17 protein-coding genes are annotated in these 19,226 nt (G+C 41.1%); 5 read left to right on the forward strand and 12 right to left on the reverse strand.

The window, feature by feature from the left end:
* The first annotated feature begins 41 nt into the window (after positions 1–41).
* On the forward strand, positions 42–236 hold the full coding sequence (locus F6K46_RS20285; RefSeq protein ID WP_293053714.1) for a hypothetical protein: 195 nt from the start codon (positions 42–44) through the stop codon (positions 234–236).
* Here F6K46_RS20285 and F6K46_RS20290 read toward each other — a convergent pair.
* Complete coding sequence (locus F6K46_RS20290; protein ID WP_293053716.1) at positions 199–1,599, reverse strand: hypothetical protein; 1,401 nt, start codon at positions 1,597–1,599, stop codon at positions 199–201. The genes F6K46_RS20285 and F6K46_RS20290 overlap by 38 nt on opposite strands.
* Before the next feature lie 278 nt (positions 1,600–1,877).
* On the opposite strand from F6K46_RS20290, the gene F6K46_RS20295 reads away from it, so the two are divergent.
* Both F6K46_RS20295 and F6K46_RS20300 read left to right on the forward strand, forming a co-directional pair.
* The gene (locus tag F6K46_RS20295) at positions 1,878–2,993 is read left to right on the forward strand and encodes a glycosyltransferase (protein WP_293053718.1); all 1,116 of its coding nucleotides are present in this window, start codon (positions 1,878–1,880) and stop codon (positions 2,991–2,993) included.
* Between the two features lie 74 nt (positions 2,994–3,067).
* Positions 3,068–3,625: a Uma2 family endonuclease gene (locus F6K46_RS20300; protein WP_293053720.1), complete on the forward strand. Its 558-nt coding sequence runs from the start codon at positions 3,068–3,070 to the stop codon at positions 3,623–3,625.
* 91 nt (positions 3,626–3,716) lie between these two features.
* Here the strand turns inward: F6K46_RS20300 and F6K46_RS20305 are convergent, their stop codons facing one another.
* The 10 genes from F6K46_RS20305 to F6K46_RS20350 all read right to left on the reverse strand — a co-directional run bounded on the left by F6K46_RS20305 (position 3,717) and on the right by F6K46_RS20350 (position 17,441).
* The gene (locus tag F6K46_RS20305; protein WP_293053722.1) at positions 3,717–4,709 is read right to left on the reverse strand and encodes a sulfite exporter TauE/SafE family protein; all 993 of its coding nucleotides are present in this window, start codon (positions 4,707–4,709) and stop codon (positions 3,717–3,719) included.
* Between the two features lie 552 nt (positions 4,710–5,261).
* Complete coding sequence (locus F6K46_RS20310; protein ID WP_293053724.1) at positions 5,262–6,782, reverse strand: cupin domain-containing protein; 1,521 nt, start codon at positions 6,780–6,782, stop codon at positions 5,262–5,264.
* Positions 6,783–6,853: 71 nt separating this feature from the next.
* Complete coding sequence (locus F6K46_RS20315) at positions 6,854–8,056, reverse strand: 4-hydroxybenzoate 3-monooxygenase (RefSeq protein WP_293053726.1); 1,203 nt, start codon at positions 8,054–8,056, stop codon at positions 6,854–6,856.
* An 85-nt stretch (positions 8,057–8,141) separates the two neighbouring features.
* Positions 8,142–9,869 (reverse strand): tryptophan 7-halogenase, encoded by a 1,728-nt coding sequence (locus F6K46_RS20320; protein ID WP_293053729.1) that lies wholly within the window; start codon positions 9,867–9,869, stop codon positions 8,142–8,144.
* 68 nt (positions 9,870–9,937) lie between these two features.
* Complete coding sequence (locus tag F6K46_RS20325; RefSeq protein ID WP_293053732.1) at positions 9,938–12,538, reverse strand: condensation domain-containing protein; 2,601 nt, start codon at positions 12,536–12,538, stop codon at positions 9,938–9,940.
* Positions 12,539–12,622: 84 nt separating this feature from the next.
* The gene (locus tag F6K46_RS20330) at positions 12,623–12,877 is read right to left on the reverse strand and encodes an acyl carrier protein (RefSeq protein WP_293053736.1); all 255 of its coding nucleotides are present in this window, start codon (positions 12,875–12,877) and stop codon (positions 12,623–12,625) included.
* A 49-nt stretch (positions 12,878–12,926) separates the two neighbouring features.
* Positions 12,927–14,465 carry a class I adenylate-forming enzyme family protein gene (locus F6K46_RS20335; RefSeq protein ID WP_293053739.1) on the reverse strand — a complete coding sequence of 513 codons (1,539 nt, stop codon included), beginning with the start codon at positions 14,463–14,465 and terminating at the stop codon, positions 12,927–12,929.
* Between the two features lie 36 nt (positions 14,466–14,501).
* Positions 14,502–15,107, reverse strand: a complete 606-nt coding sequence (locus tag F6K46_RS20340; protein WP_293053742.1) for a chorismate pyruvate-lyase family protein — start codon at positions 15,105–15,107, stop codon at positions 14,502–14,504.
* 80 nt (positions 15,108–15,187) lie between these two features.
* Entirely contained in the window at positions 15,188–16,285 is a 1,098-nt protein-coding gene (aroF, locus tag F6K46_RS20345) for a 3-deoxy-7-phosphoheptulonate synthase (RefSeq protein ID WP_293053745.1), read from the reverse strand.
* 1,003 nt (positions 16,286–17,288) lie between these two features.
* On the reverse strand, positions 17,289–17,441 hold the full coding sequence (locus F6K46_RS20350) for a hypothetical protein (RefSeq protein WP_293053748.1): 153 nt from the start codon (positions 17,439–17,441) through the stop codon (positions 17,289–17,291).
* Here F6K46_RS20350 and F6K46_RS20355 point away from each other — a divergent pair.
* Positions 17,403–17,642 (forward strand): glycosyltransferase, encoded by a 240-nt coding sequence (locus F6K46_RS20355; protein WP_366510666.1) that lies wholly within the window; start codon positions 17,403–17,405, stop codon positions 17,640–17,642. The two genes, F6K46_RS20350 and F6K46_RS20355, sit on opposite strands and share 39 nt — an antisense overlap.
* On the forward strand, positions 17,608–17,988 hold the full coding sequence (locus F6K46_RS20360) for a hypothetical protein (RefSeq protein WP_293072891.1): 381 nt from the start codon (positions 17,608–17,610) through the stop codon (positions 17,986–17,988). Before F6K46_RS20355 ends, F6K46_RS20360 begins: the two co-directional genes overlap by 35 nt.
* A 2-nt stretch (positions 17,989–17,990) precedes the next feature.
* Here the strand turns inward: F6K46_RS20360 and F6K46_RS20365 are convergent, their stop codons facing one another.
* Complete coding sequence (locus F6K46_RS20365) at positions 17,991–18,149, reverse strand: hypothetical protein (protein ID WP_293053757.1); 159 nt, start codon at positions 18,147–18,149, stop codon at positions 17,991–17,993.
* Positions 18,150–19,226: the final 1,077 nt, after the last annotated feature.

Raw genomic sequence — 19,226 nt, forward strand, 5'->3', positions numbered from 1 at the left:
TAGTATATCAGCGCTAAGGATTCAGCATAGCAAAAAAATCCTTGTCTTTCTTTTATATTTATCCGAAGTTCCCGATTCCCGATTCCCGATTCCCGATTCCCGATTCCCTACTCCCTATTCCCTATTCCCTATTCCCTCTTGCCTCTTGCCTCTTGCCTCTTGCCTCTTGCCTTTTGCCTTTTGCCTACTCCCTATTCCCTACTCCCTATTCTCCTGTTGAGCAGACCAGGAATTAACTACCAATCCCGCCAGTAACCAAAAATAAAAACTAAAGGGTCGCAATTTAAATGTCCGTTCCACAAAGGTGTAAAAGAAAGAAACAATAATTATAGTACAAAGCATCACCCCAAGGGATTTGTATTCCAGGGATGAAGAGGATTTAATCAGAGATTGAGAGGTTTGGTAAAGCCGTAGCAAGATTAGCCAAAAAATTCCCAAACCAACAATTCCAAAATATCCCAAGAAGGCAAACCAGTAGGCATCTTCCAGGAGTTCCACATGCCAGGATAAATGCCGTTGTTCATCTGGGGATAGAATCACCGAATTTTCTATTCCTCTTTGTAAGGCACCAGGCTCTGGACCAAAGCCAAACCAGCCTCCTGAATTCATTAAACCATTAACAATAGTCTTGGCTGCCCAACCCCGCTGAGCTTCTAAGTTGTGTTGCCAGTAATCTGGAGAAAAAATCGAGAAGAAATAGGAAGTCAGATCAGGGATTTCACCGTCTTCAGAGACTGAAGCGGCTGATGTTTGAAGATTGAGTAATGGAGAAATTAATACTACAGTTATCAAAATTGCTGTAGAAAACCAGAGGATGAGAGCAGTATCTCTTTTTCTGTTGAGATGAACTAAGACTAGAATAGGAATTAGTAGCGATATCATCAGTCCAGCTCGCTTTTTGGAAGCAAAGTTGGCGAAATATAGCACTAAAATACTAGCAGAGTCTTTAAAGGTGGGAATAAGATGACTAGAGTTGGTGTAGACATGGCTAATAAATACTGAAATTGCTAACATCAGGAATCCTGAGAGGATGGCACTGTCGCCAAAGGTGCCAATGCTAGCATTTTTTGCAGCCATTGTGCCGGAGTGGATGACTTGCCTGGTGAAGAGTTTCTGACTGATGCTGGCGGGTAAAAAGTATTGGATTGAGGCTATACCTGCCTGGATTAAACTGGCTAGTCTAATACTTTTTAATAATAAGGAAAGCTGTTGGATAGAAATGTCAATATTAACCACAGTATAGTAAACTGAGATATACCTAAAATTAGTACGTAAGTTTTTGATGCTGCCTGCAATTCCAGCATGATTAACAACAATGGAAATCATGCTACCAATGAAAAAGGCAATAATTAGGATATCAAGGGGGGTTTTTCGTATACCTTTACCAGAGGATAGCCGCAGGTAAATTACCCTTACCATGAGGATGTAAAGGATAATTTCGGGAACAAAACGTATTAATGCGATTAACGGTGAGGGTAAGGGTAGCCAGTTGAGAACAAAGTCTTCAAAGGGTTGGTAGATGGTGAGGGTTAAAATTATGGCAAATGGTAGCTGCCCTGTTTGCATCGCCCATCGATACCAGGCAATTATTTTGTTCATTGTAGGGATTAGGGAGTCGGGAGTCGGGAGTCGGGAGTCGGGAGTGGAAAGTGGAAAATTTTCTAAATGCCTGTTCCTTTATGATTTTATTTAGTGGTATTGTAACTAAGTTAGAAATTATGCCTACATCTAAGCTACAGCGGTTTTCATATTAGTGGAGTACACACACGGATTTTTTGCCTGTTCCCTATTCCCTACTCCCTACTCCCGATTCCCGATTCCCGATTCCCGATTCCCGATTCCCGATTCCCTGTTCCCTGTTTCCGGTGCTATAAGCTATGTCTGTTGCCTTAATTGCCCACTATCTTGGTCCTCGCTTAGGAATTGGGCAGTATCTCAATCGATTACTACCACCTCTAGTTGAGGAACTGATCAGCCGAGGAACTAAGGTGAAAATCTTGGCTTCTCCGAATGCGTTTGAGAATACTCCTACCCTACAGGAGTTGGCAGATAGTGTTAATATCCTACCACCGCTGGATTACTCCCCAGCGAAGCGGTATGCTTGGGTAGCGACTCGCTTGAGTGGGTATTGTGCTCAAGCAGGAGTAGAGGCTCTAGTCTGGCTATCTAACCCGATCGTACTGCCGTGGCATCCAGCTACTATTGCAGTGCTTCATGATGTCAATGAATGGAAAGCCGCTAATAAGTATGGCGATCGCATAAAAACGGCTTTGCGATCGCTAATTTACCTGGATGCCTCGATTCGTTTTGCCCAGCAGATTATCGTGGTCAGCAAAGCTACGGAGAATGACCTGCTACACTTTCGCCCTAACCCAAGGCTTCAACAGAAGCTGAAAACTATTCCCAATGGAGTAGACTCAGCCCTAGCTAAGTTACCGACCGTCTCGATTCCTGCTCCCACTGGACCATTCTTGTTATCCGTAGGTCGGATCGACCCAGCTGCCAAGCGTTTACCGGAAGCTGTGGCATTAACCACTCAACTCAGAGAGCTTAGTGGTGAACCTTGGGAATTACATTTAGTCGGAGGGATGAATACTTCGACCCAAGCTAGCGGTGAAGCGTTCCTCAAGTCAATTGAGACCTTGCCTTGGGTTCAGTATCATGGCCACATAAGCGATCGCATTCTAGCTCAATGGTATCGACAGGCAACAGCGGTAGTGTTTCTGTCTGACCGGGAGGGATTTGGACTACCGATTGCCGAAGCCGCATCATTTGGTCGCTTCGTGGTGGTATCTCAAGGGAATCAAGCCGGTTTAGAAGCGGGGGGTTCTGCCATCATTACCGTTAATCCTGATCAGCCCAGGGAGGCAGCCGAGAAGGTAATCGGTGGTTTGAAAGAAAAACAATTAGCTGAGATTAGTAGTAATTTGCCCAAGTGGGAAACAGCAGCAATGGCTTATGCTGATGCGATTAATGAACTCAATAGGGAGTAGGGAGTAGGAAATAGGGGTGCGATTCGTTATTCCCTGTTCTGATAATAATAGAATTTAAATGAAGACTAGCTTATATGACCACAGCCACTCCACCCCTAACCTTAGAGGAGTTCCTCAAACTCCCAGAAACCAAACCCCGATCAGAATTTATCAATGGGGAAATCATTGTTAAGCCCATGCCACAAGGCCAACATAGTCTGCTTCAGATTGAATTGTGTCAAGCTATCAATCAAGTCGCTAATCCTAACAAAATTGCCAAGGCTTTCCCCGAACTGCGCTGTACCTTTGGGGGTGAATCAATTATTCCCGACATCACAGTATTTCGTTGGGCAAACATCCCCATTGAACCAACTGGCAAAATTGCCAACCGCTTTGAAATACATCCAGATTGGGCAATCGAAATTCTTTCCCCAGACCAAAGACAAACCAAAGTCCTGAGCAAACTCATCCACTGTTTGCGTCATGGAACCGAACTAGGATGGTTAATTGATCCGGAAGAAGAAAGTATTATCGTGATTGATCAGACTCAACGATTGGAAATCCTTTCAGCAACCTCTACGTTACCGATTCTCAATGGAGTAGAGTTAGAACTAACAGTTGAGCAAGTTTTTGGGTGGTTAACCCTAGGGTAAGGTTACCTGGGGTGCATCTCATAGGAAGCGGTCTGGCGTTGCTGAATAATAGAATGATTTTAAGAGAATGATAAAACCAAGAATCACTCAATTAAGCGCGTCTCAGTTTTGTGCGATACATCAGATAATAAAATGAAGTAAATAAAATCAGGGCCAAAAATCCAGCCGAAACTACGGATGTCGTAAGTGGAATCAACAGTAAAGAAGTCAGCAATTCAATTACAATTAAACTAATCAAAATCCAAACCACCATTTGGCGTTTCATCAGACTACAAAGAATTGCTCCGGTTGGCGCACCCACTACCACAACTGGAACCGCCGCTAACCAATAATTACTGACGGGAGTGACAAAATCCCCCAGGATAAAGTTATGAATTAAAAAGCCTGTGACGGCATTAATTGCCATCAAAATAACTGAAGTTGGAGTGCTAACTTTCTCACACAAGCCAAACAGTAACACCATTACAGAGTAGGCAAAAACATCCATTCCACTCCCAACTAAGCCACTAATCATACCGCCCATTAATCCGACGACTAGAGATAAAATTTTTTCTCGTTTACCCCAGTGTTCAATCGTCAATTTACGTTCAGTCTTAGTTAAATTTAAGTGAATTAAAATGAGGGCAAAACTGCTCACCATCATTGTAAATGAAATTTTAATGACTTCGGCAGGAAGTAAAGGAGCCAGAAAAGCTGTTCCCATAAAAATACCTGGAATTCCCCCTAAACTCACCCAACGAATTAACTTCCATTCTACTGGAGTTTTCATAGCAAAAATCGTAAAAGATGCGGCACTCATTCCAATACTTTGAATGGCTAAAGAAAAGAGTTTTGCATCGGGGGGAGAGACGTGAAGCCACTTTGTTAAAGCTGGAAAAGCAACTGCGCCTCCTCCCATACTTGTGGCTCCTGCAACCATGGAACCAAAGACCATTGTGAAGGCAAATTCCCAATGTTCAATCAGGTTGTAAATAGCTCGACTGGGTTCAATAATAATCAGCCAGCTTGTCCAAACTGTGAGTACACACAATAGACTATAACGAATAGAACGTTGGGATAAAATAAACTGAAATAATGAATACATAAACTTTAAACTATTGAAGATAAGTGGATTGATACGAACAAGAATTATAGAATTTTTTTAATTTATTTTTTTATCAAATATAATTAAGATCGTTTATCTGATTATCAAAAAAACGATTTAATAATTATAAAAAAACATATTTCAGTGATTACTGCTTTAAAAAACAGTAAAAAAAAATGTGAATTTAGTTTTATTCAGTTGTCAAAAAAAATATAATCAGTTGAGCATCAGAAAGTGACGATTTTTTGATCTTTTGCAGAGGAATTAACTCAATTTTATAGTTGAAGTAGACTCAATGAAGTGTGGAAGTAATTCTAGATAAAATTGAGGGATAGTTATTGTTTGTTGATTAATGATATGAAAACCATAGTTTATCTTGCTTATCTTTGGGAAAAACACGACTCATGTTTTTCTGTTTATTGTGGGGGAATTTAGAATATTTAATTCCCCCTAAATTTCCAAGATATTGGACAGGCCGCCCCGTAACGCACCACCGTGTCAAACAGCAAAAATGAGATGCACCCTTTATAATGGTCTCACTATAGGAAACCTTTATCCAATTAATTTGACTCGAAAATTAATATTCTCATTTAATAATTTACGATTTTTATTCAACAGAGCGCCTGCACTGCAAGCCATGATTAGTAAACCGGAAATCAAAGAAGGCTCAGGAATATTTACATTGTCTTGATCATCTAAAGTACCAAATGTCATAACAAAATCTTCTAATTTAGACGGATTATCAGCTGTAAATAGTAGAGTACGAGCGGAAAATTGTCCCAAGTTACTAAAAGTATACTGGCTTCCTTTTGGCAAGTAAATAAAGGTATTGGGATCAGCACTAAAAGATTGATCGGCAACATTAATAGTTAGCTCTCCATCCAAAGTGTAGAGTGCTAAATCAGTTGGAGCTATTAATAATTCTTCAAGCCCTGAGTTTTGTTCGGGAATCAACACATCGAATAATGAGAGCAGTCCTTCCGTTTGATTCACGTTAGCAACCTGTGTATAATTACTTCCACCTAACCAAAAAGAATTCGGATTCGGATCAGGGAGTAACAGAGGAAAATCATCCGGAGAATACCCATCAATTAAGGTGTAAGTATTATCCTCACCCAAGGTTAAAAGGGCTTTATTTTGTAGGAGTGCAATACTGGTATCAATCGGATCAACTAAGGTCAGTTCAAACTTCTGGATTTCTGCACCTTCAATACCCGTAATCTCTACGTTCTGAATGCGTTCTCCATCCCCAAAGGTAACAGGAATTTCAGCAACAGTTGAGTCATCTTCAGGATTACTAACAATCAGTGTCGCACTCGCTTCTCCATCAGCTTCACCCGGACGAATTACAACAAGTTCAGGATCACCCTCTTGGGTAATTCCAAATTGAGGGGGAGTAATGAGTAATGAGTCAGGTGCCACCACCCCAAAATCGCTGAACACTTGGAAGCCACCCTCTAATAATTCAGGGGTTGGAAGTTGAGGAAAAGGTGGATTATCAGAGGTTCCCGGTTGACCCAGCTGTTCAAATAGCCCATCAATTCCACCTGGGATTACAAACTCTAGGTGACGGGTAGGTTTTTCACCTGCATTAACAAAAGCGTGGAGAACATCTTTCGGTTTATAAATAAAGGTTCCAGGTGTCGCAGTAAAGACTTGATCTTCCAGTTGATACGTGATTTCTCCATCAACAACGTAGACAAACTCATCTTCAAGGATGTGATAGTGAGGGAGTGGGCCACCCGGTAAGGTAGTGAAATCAAAGAGTGCTAACTGCCCATCAGTATTGTCACCGATTTCAACAAACTCTGCGTTGTCACTGAATAGCCAAAACCCTGGACGATCTACATCAGGTAATACAACTGGAGTGTCACCATTTGCTGTTATTTCAAGAGTATTTGAAGCTTCAGTAGCATTGGTCGGAATGGTAAAAGAAGAAACATTTGAAGAATCCTGTTGTCCATGCTGATGGGAATGAAAACTCAAGTGAGCTTCTGCAGGAAAACTGATTCCCAAAGTTAATAGAAATGAGCTAGCAACGTAAAATGCGGTAGACTTAGTCTTGGGATTCATGGGTATACCTACTAAAAACTTTGACAATGTAATAGTCTGAAATTCCCTGCTCTCCTAAGGAATTTTAAAAATTATACAATACCAACGTAGTTCCGGGCAAAATTTTTAGCAAAAGTTAATGAAGTTGTCAGTTGAGACAGTTTGGATTCACTTAACTTGCGTCGGAAACGCACATCTTCTAAATCTTCTCCTTCCGGTGAGTGCAGCATGGTTAACAAGCTGTAAGAGAATTCTTGAGCACGCCAGATGTAGGGCAAGCGAATTTCGGAGTACCGCTCAAGATAAGAAAGATCATGGTTTTCGAGATAGTAGGTAATTAATGTTTCTGCTAAAACTCCCGCATCTTGCACCGCTAAATTTAAGCCTTTTCCACCCATTGGGGTAATAATATGAGCTGCATCTCCTGCTAATAATAATCGCTGATAACCCATGGGTTCCATCACATAATTTCGCAGCTCCATAATACGCTTTTGAAAGATTTCACCTTCATTTAATGGGCATCCTTCTTTAGCAAGGCGCTGCTGTAAATTAGCCCAGATGCGTTCATCTGACCAATCTTCTAAAGTATCGATGCTGGGAATTTGAAGGTAATAGCGAGAAATCTTGCTATTGCGAAGCATATGACCCGCAAAACCATCTGGATTTACACCATAAAGAGTATGCTGGGCTGAAGGGGGAGCGTAGGCTAAAATGGCTAACCAGCGATAGTTGTATTGTTTGCTGTAAATGTCTACAGCTTCAGGGGGAACAGATTGACGAGCTAACCCATGATAACCATCACATCCAGCTACAAAATCTGCTTGGATGGTTACAGTTTTTTGACTATCTAAATCAGAACATTCAACTTCGACTTTGTCATCACTTTGAACAATCTTTTTGCCTTCATGATGAAAGAGTAATTTACCGCCATCTTTGATATATTTTTCAATCAAATCATCGTTGAGATCGCTTTGAGGATAAACATGATGAACATCTCCTCCACTTAAGCTTCCATATTCAAAAATTAGGCTTTTATCGGGATAGCGAAACTCACAAGAACTGTGAGTATAAGCATTTTTGAGCAGGGTATCCGCCAGGTCATTTTTTCTGAGGATTTCAACCGTTGTACTTTCAATCACTCCGGCTCGCCCTCTGGCATAAATTTCTTCACGATTGTATTTATCAATGATAATACAGTCTATCCCGTTTCTCAGCAGAATACTTCCGAGAACAATACCAGCAGGGCCAGAACCGAGAATACAGACCGATGTTTTTAACTGTGTAGAATTTTTCATCGTCAATTCCTTCCTAAAATTTTTCATTTTTTTTGAATTAAAGGTGAGTTAAATACCCACCTTATTGCTGAGATTAAGTTAATACTTAAACCGTGACAAGTTGCTTAACAACTGAATGGAAATGAATTTTTTGTCGCAGCTGTTGAGTCATTGGATGTAAGTCACGGGGTTGAGTTCTGGGGCGGAATAATCCATCCTTTTCCCATCGGTGTTCATTGAGGCTAATTGCCCAAGCATTTAACCAGGCAGACTCCGGAAAATCAGCTAATTTTTCAGGCATTGTATCTTCAAGAGCCATGCGGAAAATAACCTGGGCAAGTTCCTCAAATATTTCCAAACTAGCAATATGATCATCGATGAGTTGCTGTTCAGTTTTATTGGATTGTAAATTCCGCGATCGCCATTGCTTGATGAAATCCATTCCTAAGTAATCAATATACCCATAGGTTCCCCGATTTTCGGAGAGTTCTGCCCAGTCTATAAACAACTTTTGCATCCGGTGAGCTAACAGAAAGAATTGACCTGAACCTTGACAAATTTTTGCCCGTTTTTCAGAGTCAAGGAAAATCGAATTAAACATCAGAGGCGCACTAAATGCCCAGCCGGATAGGATATCCCAAATCACCTTAATTGTCATCACCAAATCTTTATCAAAGCAGGAGTAAACTTTGTGAATATTCTCTTTTACACCTTCGGCATATGTGAGTAAAAAGCGATTTGCTTCCGCTACTATTTTTGAAGTCAACTTGCCTTGCAAATCTGCTTCAATCATCTGAGTGACGAGAGAATTTCCAAATCCAATTAGGTCAGTACCAGGAGAATAGAAGGGATCGGGAAATACTCCAGCTTCACCAACACAAGCCCAACGATTATTTGAGAAAACTTGCTTAGAGGAATAGCTATAGTGAGGCATCTTCATAAATTTTTGAGTTGAAATCCCTTGAAGATGATTAGCTAGAGTAGGTTCATAGGTTTGGAGCCAATTAAGTGCTTTTTCCTCAGTGTTATGTTCTCCGAAAGGATGAACCGTTTCATCAGTGACAATCCCAATACTAGTATAGTTACCGGGGAGCGGAATCATCCAAATCCAGTAGCCTTTTCCACACAAGTGATTGGTTGAATAATATCGTTGATTTCCCGGGACACGCTCATGCCAGTTTTGGTTACTTTTGGGAACAAAATCACTGACATCCACCCGTTCATTGACCCAGAACCAAACCGCACTATGTTTAGAGCTATTCCGTTGAGCTAAACCCAGTTTTTTCTGCAAAAATCGACGACGACCCATCGCATCAATAACCCATTTAGCTTGAATGGTATTCTTTTCCTTTGTGTCATCTTGAGTGTAAACAATTTCATGGAAGTCTTGATTATTTTCCGATAGGATAATATCAAGAACCTTGCAACTTTCTAAAACTTCAATTCCTGCTTCGATGTTTAAGTTTCGGAGATCATTTTCAAACTTACCTCGGTCAATTTGATAGGAGGAAGGGGAATGAAATTTAGATAGTCCGAGTTCAGGACGTTCTTCAAATTTACCTTGAGCATCACCTAAGAAGAAACGGAGTCCCAACTTTGGCATATGATTCAGTTTGAAATAATTATCGCCAAACTGAAGTATTTCAGCCAGATAATAGGAACCGACTTCAACCGTTGATTCTCCAACTTTAAAAGCACCTTCAGGTAGAGGTCGAGCCAAACGATCGAAGACAATAATAGAAATATCAGGCATTGTTAACTTCAACTGTCTAGCTAAAGTTGAACCCGCTAAACCACCACCGCAAATTGCTACATCATAAGTCATTGTATTCATTGTCAAATCTCCTGCTGTATTGAGAGTAAACATTATTTCGGTTAACCTTAATTCAATAAAAAGTGATACTAACCTAAGCAAGCCTTTAAAGTCTCAGCTAAGACCTGTACATTTGGTTGATCAAAAATTGAATAATGGTCTCCCGGTACATCGTGAATTTCTAATTTATCGCTTGCTAAATTCCCCCAGCCCTGTTCAGGATCACGAGTTTCCCAATCTGCTTGATTCGGTAAATAAAACTTGTTGAATTTAGCAGGTTTTTTAGCCCGAAACAGGGTAATTTTACCGGAATAAACTTGTGGTGAATAAGCCCACTTTGCCTGCATATTAGCCTCAGCTACGATAGCACGACTGAGATGATGAGGTAGAGGTTTTCCTAAACCTAGATAAAGCTGGCAAAGCATAGCTTGCAGTTGGCGTTGAGTAACCTCTTTGAGTTCCTCAAATAGTGACTTGGATAGTCCCAATTGGGATAAGTATTTGAAGTAGTGTTGGTTTCGGAATACAAGGCGAGGAAAAGCACTTTTATTGAAAGTGTCAAACATCACCAGTAATGCCACCTTTTCTCCTTGCTGTTGAAGTTGTTGTGCCATCTCAAAAGCAATGGTACCCCCCATAGAGTTTCCCCCGAGAAAATAGGGGCCATGGGGTTGAACACTGCGAATTTCTTTAAGATAATTAGCCGCCATTGCTTCGATTGTAAAGTCAGGCATTTGTTTGCCATCTAACCCTTTAGCTTGCAATCCATAAAACGGTTGCTCTGAACCTAGAGATTTGGCTAATTCTCGTAAGTTCAACACATTTCCTTGTTGTCCATGAATGCAGAAGAAAGGCGGTTTAGAGCCACGAGGTTGAAGTGGAACTAATGAAGACCAAGGGAGAGAAGATTCGTTTTCAGCAAGAATTTCGGCCAGTTGTTCAATGGTTGGAGATTTTAGTAGTGTTGCCAAAGGTAACGTTTTACCGAAGGTTTGTTCTATTTGAGTAAACAAACTCATCGCCATTAAGGACTGTCCACCTAAATCAAAGAAGTTATCTCGAATTCCAATGGATTCAATTCCTAATACTTTACTCCATAATTGAACGAGTTTGAGTTCAGTTGAATTGCGGGGTGCAATATAAGCAGGTTTAGACGAATTACTGGATGGTTTTAATGTAGATTGATTGGCTCGTTTCTCCTCTAATTGTTGCTGTTCAGTTGCGCTTAAAGGGAGTACCTCCAAGATAGACTGCTCTGGATTGATTAAAATGTTTTCCAGAATAGTACGATAATGCTCCTGCATTTGAGAAATGGTTGCTTCCTCAAATAAATCAGCATTGTATTTGAAGATAGCAGCAAAAGTATTACCTTCTTGAATCAGATATAGATAGAGGTCAAAATCCGCTGTTCCGCTATCCAGATTGAAGGTTTCGACATTTAAACCGGGTAATTGTAAGGTATGAATTGTTGTATTTTGCAGTGCAAACATCACCTTAGATAGAGGGCTTTGCAGCAAATTTAGAGCGTTAATAATTTCTTGAATGGGTAAATCTTGATAAGCGTAACCTCCGGAAACAACCTGACGAACTTGACTCAAAAACTCCCGAAACGTTTGGTTTACGTTCAACTGTGTCCGTAGAATCAGTAAGTTCGCAAAGTAACCGATTAATCCCTTTGTTTCTTTCCGACTCCGATTCGCAATTGGACTACATACAAAAAAATCGTCTTGGTCAGTGTAGCGATATAATAGCACCTTAAATGCAGCTAATAACGTTGCAAATAACGTTGCTCCTTGTTTTCGACTGAAGCTTTTAAGTTGAGTCGTGAGTTCAACAGAAAGTAACTGTTTATTGTAGCCACTAGAATGGGTAGGATTAGTCGGATAAGGATGGTCAGTTGGCAGCTTTAAGGCTTGTAAATTATCCCCAAGTTGTTGCTTCCAATAGTTTAGCAAAGTCTCTTTAAACTCACCTTGAATACATTGACGTTGCCAAACCGAAAAGTCCGCATACTGCACTGGAAGTTCTGAAAGGGGTGAAGATTGACCGAGAGAAAATGCTTCGTATAGTGTTGCTAACTCCTGAAATAAAACTCCTTTTGACCAGGCATCGATGATAATATGGTGAACATTCAGTAACAGAAAATAATCCTGTTCATTAAGTTTAAAAAGTTTTCCTCGAAACAGAGGCAGTTGAGTCAATTCAATCGGTTGCTCAATATCTACCTTCACTAATTCCATTACCTTATTTTCCCGTTGTTTTTGAGGGAATCTCTGTACATTAATTACAGATAAACGAAAGGAAAACGAGGAGTGAATTACTTGAGTGGGTTGACCTTCAACTAAGGTAAAAATCGTTCGCAAAGCCTCGTGACGTTGAATAAGTTCATTCAGACTTTGCTCTAAAGCCAATGGATTGAGTGAGCCGGAAATGCGAAACCCAAACGGCATATTATAAGCAGCAGCTTTTCTTGGTTCCAACTGTTGTAAAAACCATAACCGCTCTTGAGGAAAAGAGAGAGGAAGTGGATTTTCTCGGGAAACAGAGACTAAGGGTGGAGCTTGATTTTGTAAGCTAATGACCGTTCTAATTGCTTCCCATAGCTCCTTTTTAGCAGCCACTGATTGAGTTGAATTATTGGCAACTGGAGAAGTTTTCTGTTGTTTTTTGTTCAATGTTTCGAGTGACATATCAGAGCCTAGATACTGTCCAGAGAGTTGGTGAGGAGGCGGCTGGAGTAAAAAATACTCGCAGCCTAGATATAATTTAAAGACTTAACAACTTTTCTTTTCTTCAATCATCTCCACAATTGTTGAGATATTTTGAAAGTTCTCAAAACTAATCTCACTCACATCTAACTCAATTTCAAAAGTCTCTTGCAAGTTAGAAATTAGAGTCATCGTGTTAATTGAATCTAGACCCAAGTTGAAGATATCTACATCGTCTTGCAAATCTTCTAGGGTCACATCGGGTATAACTTCCAAAACTAACCCTTGAACTTGTTCTTGAATTGTTGTAGTAGTCATCATGGTGTTATGCTCCTTACAATTTCAGTATTTGGACTGTGATGATATCGTTTTAGACTAATTCCTTTCTCAGAATTTTTCCAAGTGGACTTTTGGGAATCTCTGGGCGGAATTCAATGATTTTCGGAACTTTAAACTCCGCTAGACGCTGCTTACAAAATGAAAGAATCTCTTGATACTCACAATTTTTCCGACTTTTTTTGACAATTACAGCTTTAACCAACTCGCCAGCATAAGACCCTTTTACACCGACCACAACAGCTTCTTTAACGTGAGGATGATTCATCAAAATATCCTCTACTTCTATCGGGTCAACTTTGCGACCTCCGGTATCAATGAGCAGCTTCTTGCGACCGGTAATATACACTCGACCCAACTCATCTTTTTTACCTAAATCACCTGTATAAAAACATCCCTCCTTAAAGGCTTGTTGATTGAGTTCTGGCTGATTAATATAACCTTGGGTTAGAGAACGACTTTTTATCACAACTTCTCCACTCATTCCCATGGGTTGTTCATTCCCACTTTCATTAACAATTTTGAGTTCAACATTATTGAGCGGAAACCCAACAGAGTGATAAATTTTGTTGATGTTTTCCTCTAAATTAATTGCCACAGATCCAGCTTCAGTACAGCCATAAAGCTGTCGAACAGGAATCCTAAATCGCTGCCAAAACTGATCAAAAATGTCTTTTGACAAGAAGTTTCCAGCTGAAAAGCATAATCTCAAACTAGATAGGTTCACCGAGGTTTTTGTTCGAGTTTCTGCTAAAGCCTTGAAGATATAAGGCACTGCTGGAAAAATTGTAATCTTCTCTGTTTCAATCAGTTCAAAAACTCGCGGACACCGGAAGACAAAGGGAACCTCAACAGGTGTACCATCCTTCTGCAAAACTTGTTCTAAAATAACTAAGGTTGCACCATTACAAGTTGCTGCGAGGAGACAATTTCCTAACCCATGGGCATGATACATCGGAACTGCACAAAGAATCTTGTCTGAGGGCTGAAGTTGGGTGGTTTCTGCGAAGTTTTTAACCTCATGGTAAAGACTCCCTTGGCTCCGTGCAATTCGTTTTGGTTTCCCCGTTGACCCGGATGAATATTGATACAGAAGCTCAGAAGAAAGAGCGTTTTCTGAATACTCTTGATGTTGAGATTTTACTGGTAGAATTAGATGGTAGAGATAGTGGCTTTTAGGATAAACACTATCCACAACAATTAAATCAATTTTTCGGTCAATATTTGCAATAATATCCTGACAAATTTTGGCACGTTTGAGGTCAGTAATTACTGCTTTTGCCTGGCTATCACTAATACAATAACTCAGTTCTTCAGCTTTGAATAAATGATTAATAGGCAGAACAATTCCCTGTAACTGAGCAACAGCATAGAAGCTATAAACAAACTCAGGACAGTTGGGTAAAACGAAAGCGACACAATCACCTTGACCGATTTCTAGAGAACTTAATCCCTCACTTAATCCTTGAACTTTGGAGTCAAGTTTTTCATAGCTAATTCGGGACTCATTATAGACAATCGCTGTATGTTTTGGAAAGGAATGAGCCGCTTCTTTCAACTGTTTAATAATCATAACTTTACCTCTATGGAACCTGAACAACCGATACTATTAGAGCTTTCGCCTAAAATTATTTTCCGGAAACTTCTCTGTAATCATCATGGTGTACTGATTATTGGAGATGACGCAGTAGGTTCTATACAGGAGATTGTCTTTGGGTTGAATCTGGAAATAATCGGCTAAATCACCTGCATGTTCTTTGCCAAGTTCGACATTTTCTTTGAAGATTTCCACTTTGTTCTCGACCCAGAGTTTCCCAATGGGAGTTTTGGTCTCTAACAGTTGGGTTCGCATTTTTTCATTCAGTCTGTCGAGAACTAAAATTGAATCGGCATAGACATAGGTGCGGTCACTCATCTTACCTTGAAGTAACACTTTGCGAGCGATAACTTCTGTGCCTTTTTTGAGGTTCATCGGCAGGATGTCTTCTGTGATTGTAATCTGGTCTTCAAACAGCTTTTTGATTTTGATTGCTTCCCCCGAATATGCTTCAATCATATCTGTAACAGTGCCGTTTGTCGTGAGCAATATTCGTTGAAATGGGCTGAGTAATACAGGTTCGATGTAATTCCGCTTTCTCGGAAAGTTTTGGGAAAAAATTGGCCTTAAGACTAGGGTTTGAGCGTTCATCTGCATTATTTCTCTAGAATTGGGCAAAAAGACTTGTTTGATGAGATATTGTGAGTTGAATCAATTCCATGTTAGCCTTCAATTTTTATTTCAACTCACAACAAATTTTAAACAATGGCACTGAATTTTTGGGTAGCTTGATGGGATGAAGGGGTGAAGGCTAACTTTTCCGGCCAACGACCCACTGTTTCACCAATAACTGCCATTTCTTGCATCAGTTCTTGATAGCGATGAGGCGTCAAGGATTGAGGGCCATCAGACAGGGCTTGGGAAGGGTTGGGATGAACTTCTATCATCAGAGCATCAGCTCCTGCTGCAATTGAGGCCATTGCCATTGCCGGGACGTATTCGGCTTTACCAGTCCCGTGACTGGGGTCAATCATAATGGGAAGATGAGTCAGTGTCCGCAAGACAGGAATCACGGATAAATCGAGGGTATTGCGGGTATATTTGCGGTCATGGGTGCGAATTCCCCGTTCACACAAAATAACATTAGAATTTCCCGCTGCTAAAATATATTCAGCCGCCATTAACCATTCCTCAATGGTTGCGGACATTCCCCGCTTCAGCAGAACCGGTTTCTCTTGAGCACCAACTCTTTTTAACAGAGAAAAGTTCTGCATATTACGAGCACCAACTTGGATAATATCTGCAACAGCTGCTATCTTTTCAATGTCGGCGGCATCCATTACCTCGGTGATAATTCCCAAGCCGGTTTCTTGACGTGCAATGGCCAGCAATTCCAAACCACTCTCACCATGCCCTTGAAAAGCATAAGGAGAAGTCCGAGGTTTGTAGGCTCCACCACGTAGGAAATGAGCACCTGCTGCTTTAACTTGTTGGGCGGTTTCGACAATCATCTGTTCATTTTCAACCGAACAAGGACCGGCAGTTTGAACGATGGGACTGTGTTCACCAAAAGCAACAGAACCGTTCGGTGTTTCAACAATAATTTCACTGGGTTCACCATGTCGGAAGTCTCGACTTGCCCGTTTAAAGGGATGTTCAACTCGTGAGACTTTTTCAATAAAAGGACTGACAGCCTGAATTTTTAAGGGATCGAGTTCAGCGGTTTCACCGACTAAACCAATCACCACTCGGTGTTTGCCGATGATTTTTTCGACGCTGACTTTGTATTGGGACAGTTCGTCTTTAATGTGTTCAATTTCGACTGTCGGAGTGGCTGCTTTGAGGACAATTATCATGGTTTATTTCCGTTGAGATTGGGTTATATGATTTGAGACGTGATTAACCGGATTTGATCTAACATCAACTTAGTTTTGAAGAAGATCAGAATTTGATCTGTAGAGTGTGTAGGTCTTGGTGTGCATACTGAAAAATCCTTGATTGTTAGCTTCTATAAACTTATCGGGGGTCAGTCTAAGTTTTATGCCGAAGAAAGATTTTTTTTTCGAAACTTATCAAAACTGACCTAGACGATTGGGTGAACAAGATTATGGAAGCCTTGCCCCACTTGAGCTGAAACCAATTTCCATACCTAGGTCTCATCAAGGGAACAGGACTTACTCAAAACTGGAATCCAAACCCTATAAGTGGTAAGTTGATTTAGTAACGCACCCTACCAGTAGCCGTTGAGATTGGGTTGTCTGATTTGGGAAGTGATTAACCAGACTTGATCTAACATCAACTTAGTTTTGACGAAGATCAGAATTTGATCTGTAGAGTGTGTAGGTCTTGGTGTGCATACTGAAAAATCCTTGATTGTTAGCTTCTATAAACTTATCGGGGGTCAGCCTAAGTTTTATGCCCGAGCAGCGATTATTTTTACAAAACTTTACAAAACTGACCTAGACGATTGGGTGAACAAGATCATGGAAGCCTTGCCCCACTTGAGCTGAAACCAATTTCCATACCTAGGTCTCATCAAGGGAACAGGACTTACTCAAAACTGGACTCCAGGAAAATTGCCGTACACTAATTACTGATCACCAACTAAACTTGGTAAGCCCTAGCAGGGATTAATACGGTTCTTCAGTACCTCTTATGCTAAATTTCCAGTTAAAAAACTCAGAAAGCTTACTGTATAAGGAAAATTACGCTATTCAACTAACAAAATTTTCTGAAGACGGCCTCTGACCACTGTTCCCTGTTCCCTGTTCCCTGTTCCCTGTTACAGACTGTTTATTTAGCATAACAAGTACGGAAGAGCCATTAATACTTCGACCCAAACTAGGGGTGAAGCGTTCCTCAAGTCAATTGAGAGCTTGCCTTGGGTTCAGTATCATGGTCACATAGTGCGTTCGCGTAGCGTGGCCAAAGGCCAATCGCATAAGCGCGGAAGCTGAGGCCGTAGGCCACGCTTTGCGTTCGCGTAGCGTCGGCTTTGCCGAAACGCTTCATCGCATTTTGGCTCAATGGTATCGAGAGGCAACAGCGGTAGTGTTTCTGTCTGACCGGGAGGGATTTGGACTACCCATTGCCGAAGCGGCATCATTTGGTCGCTTCGTGGTAGTTTCTCAAGGCAATCAAGCCGGTGTGGAAGCTGGGGGGTCTGCTCGATGGGATCATGGCTATCAAGACCCAAGGTTCACTCATTACTGATTTGAGTCCAACTGAGGGCGATGCGAGTTGGTATGGTCTTCGTGGTTGGATTGAATGTTCCTACCGAGACCTAAGGCGTGATTGTTGGCAGTGGCAGAAGACTCGCTTAGCTAATCCCGAGCGAGCAGAACGTCAATGGCTGGCCATGGCTGTTGCTCTTCTATGGACTCTGAGTCAAGATCTAGAAGATGAGCAGGCATTATTGGACTCACAACAGCCTATTTCTCAGACACAGACACAAGAAGCACAAAAAAACTCTGTATCCTCAACTAATGTCAATCATCGTCCTGTTCGTCAACTTTCCAGTTTCGTTAATGGTTTGTTAACAATACTGGTGCATTTATAGCACTACGCATTAAAGTTAGGACATTGATACAAGCTGAAACGCTTTTGTAGTAAACTTTTGCCTCTTGCCTCTTGCCTCTTGCCCTTGCGCGTAGCGCTATACTCAATGATTTGCCCATTACTATCGGTTGTCTGAAACCTTCCTCCTTCAAGACTTTTCACTGTTCATTCTCTCCTAACTCTTCTTAATTGTAAAAAACCTACCCTTATGAGGCTACCGTCCCCCCCCTTGCGATCAGCTTTGCTGCGCTAAAAGCGATTGGCCTACGGCCACGCTACGCTATCCCATCAGTAACAAAAACCAACATCCCAATCCAAGGGCGGGTTAAATGAGATAAAGAAATTTTCAACCACTTTACCTGAACCTAATCAATAGTAGCTGTGTATATCCAGCACATTCTTTCCTGATTTTTTACAAATATGAGATAAACCATTAGCAGCTGTGTATACCCGCACAGCTGATCACACAGGTGCATCTTACTGATTAGTCAATTACTATGTTGGACTTCTTTTTCATCCGCGACACCAAGTGGCTGTTTGAAACTGCCATGGAAAACCCCGAATTGGCTCCGTCCGTGGTTGAACTGCTCTTCTTAGAAGAGATTAAGTACAACGTTCGTGACAGCTCAATCTTAAAACACGACTATAATCTGACAACTTTAAGACAAGCCTATGTTGACACTCTCCGGTCTAAAGACGGGGGGCAGGATAGTAGTTCTCAATAGTGCTCAACTAATAAGTTGCGCAATACTAGGTAATAATTTCAGCCCATAAGTAGCCCCAATCCGAAGCTGACTGCTGAGTGCTGATAACTGTTCGCCCAGCGTGCCCGTAGCGCATATGCTTACAAAAAAAATAGCCGTAGAAATACTATCCACGGCTATTTCAGTGCTACAAACGCTATGTCATGTCTATCAGTTTCCGAATCAATCCGGATGTGATCCTACCCGAACAAACCCGATTTGACCGGGGGGGAAACCCCCCAGAAATTTAACCTATTAACGCCAAGTCGAAGACTTGGTTACAAAACTAATTACTTGCCCTGGAATGCCCGTGGGCTGCAAAGGGCTCCACTCGGAAACCTCTGCATACCCCAGTGCATAAAGGCTGTAAATATAGCAGAGAAAGAGTTGGTTAGGACAAAAAGTGCAAAGCGTTATCGATAGCATCCTGTAAACCATCAAATTGATCAAGAGTTTTTCTCAAATAGTGTTTGAGTCTTGCCCAAAATTTCTCAAT

The organism is Moorena sp. SIO3E8 (assembly GCF_010692445.1).
Taxonomy (GTDB): domain Bacteria; phylum Cyanobacteriota; class Cyanobacteriia; order Cyanobacteriales; family Coleofasciculaceae; genus Moorena; species Moorena bouillonii.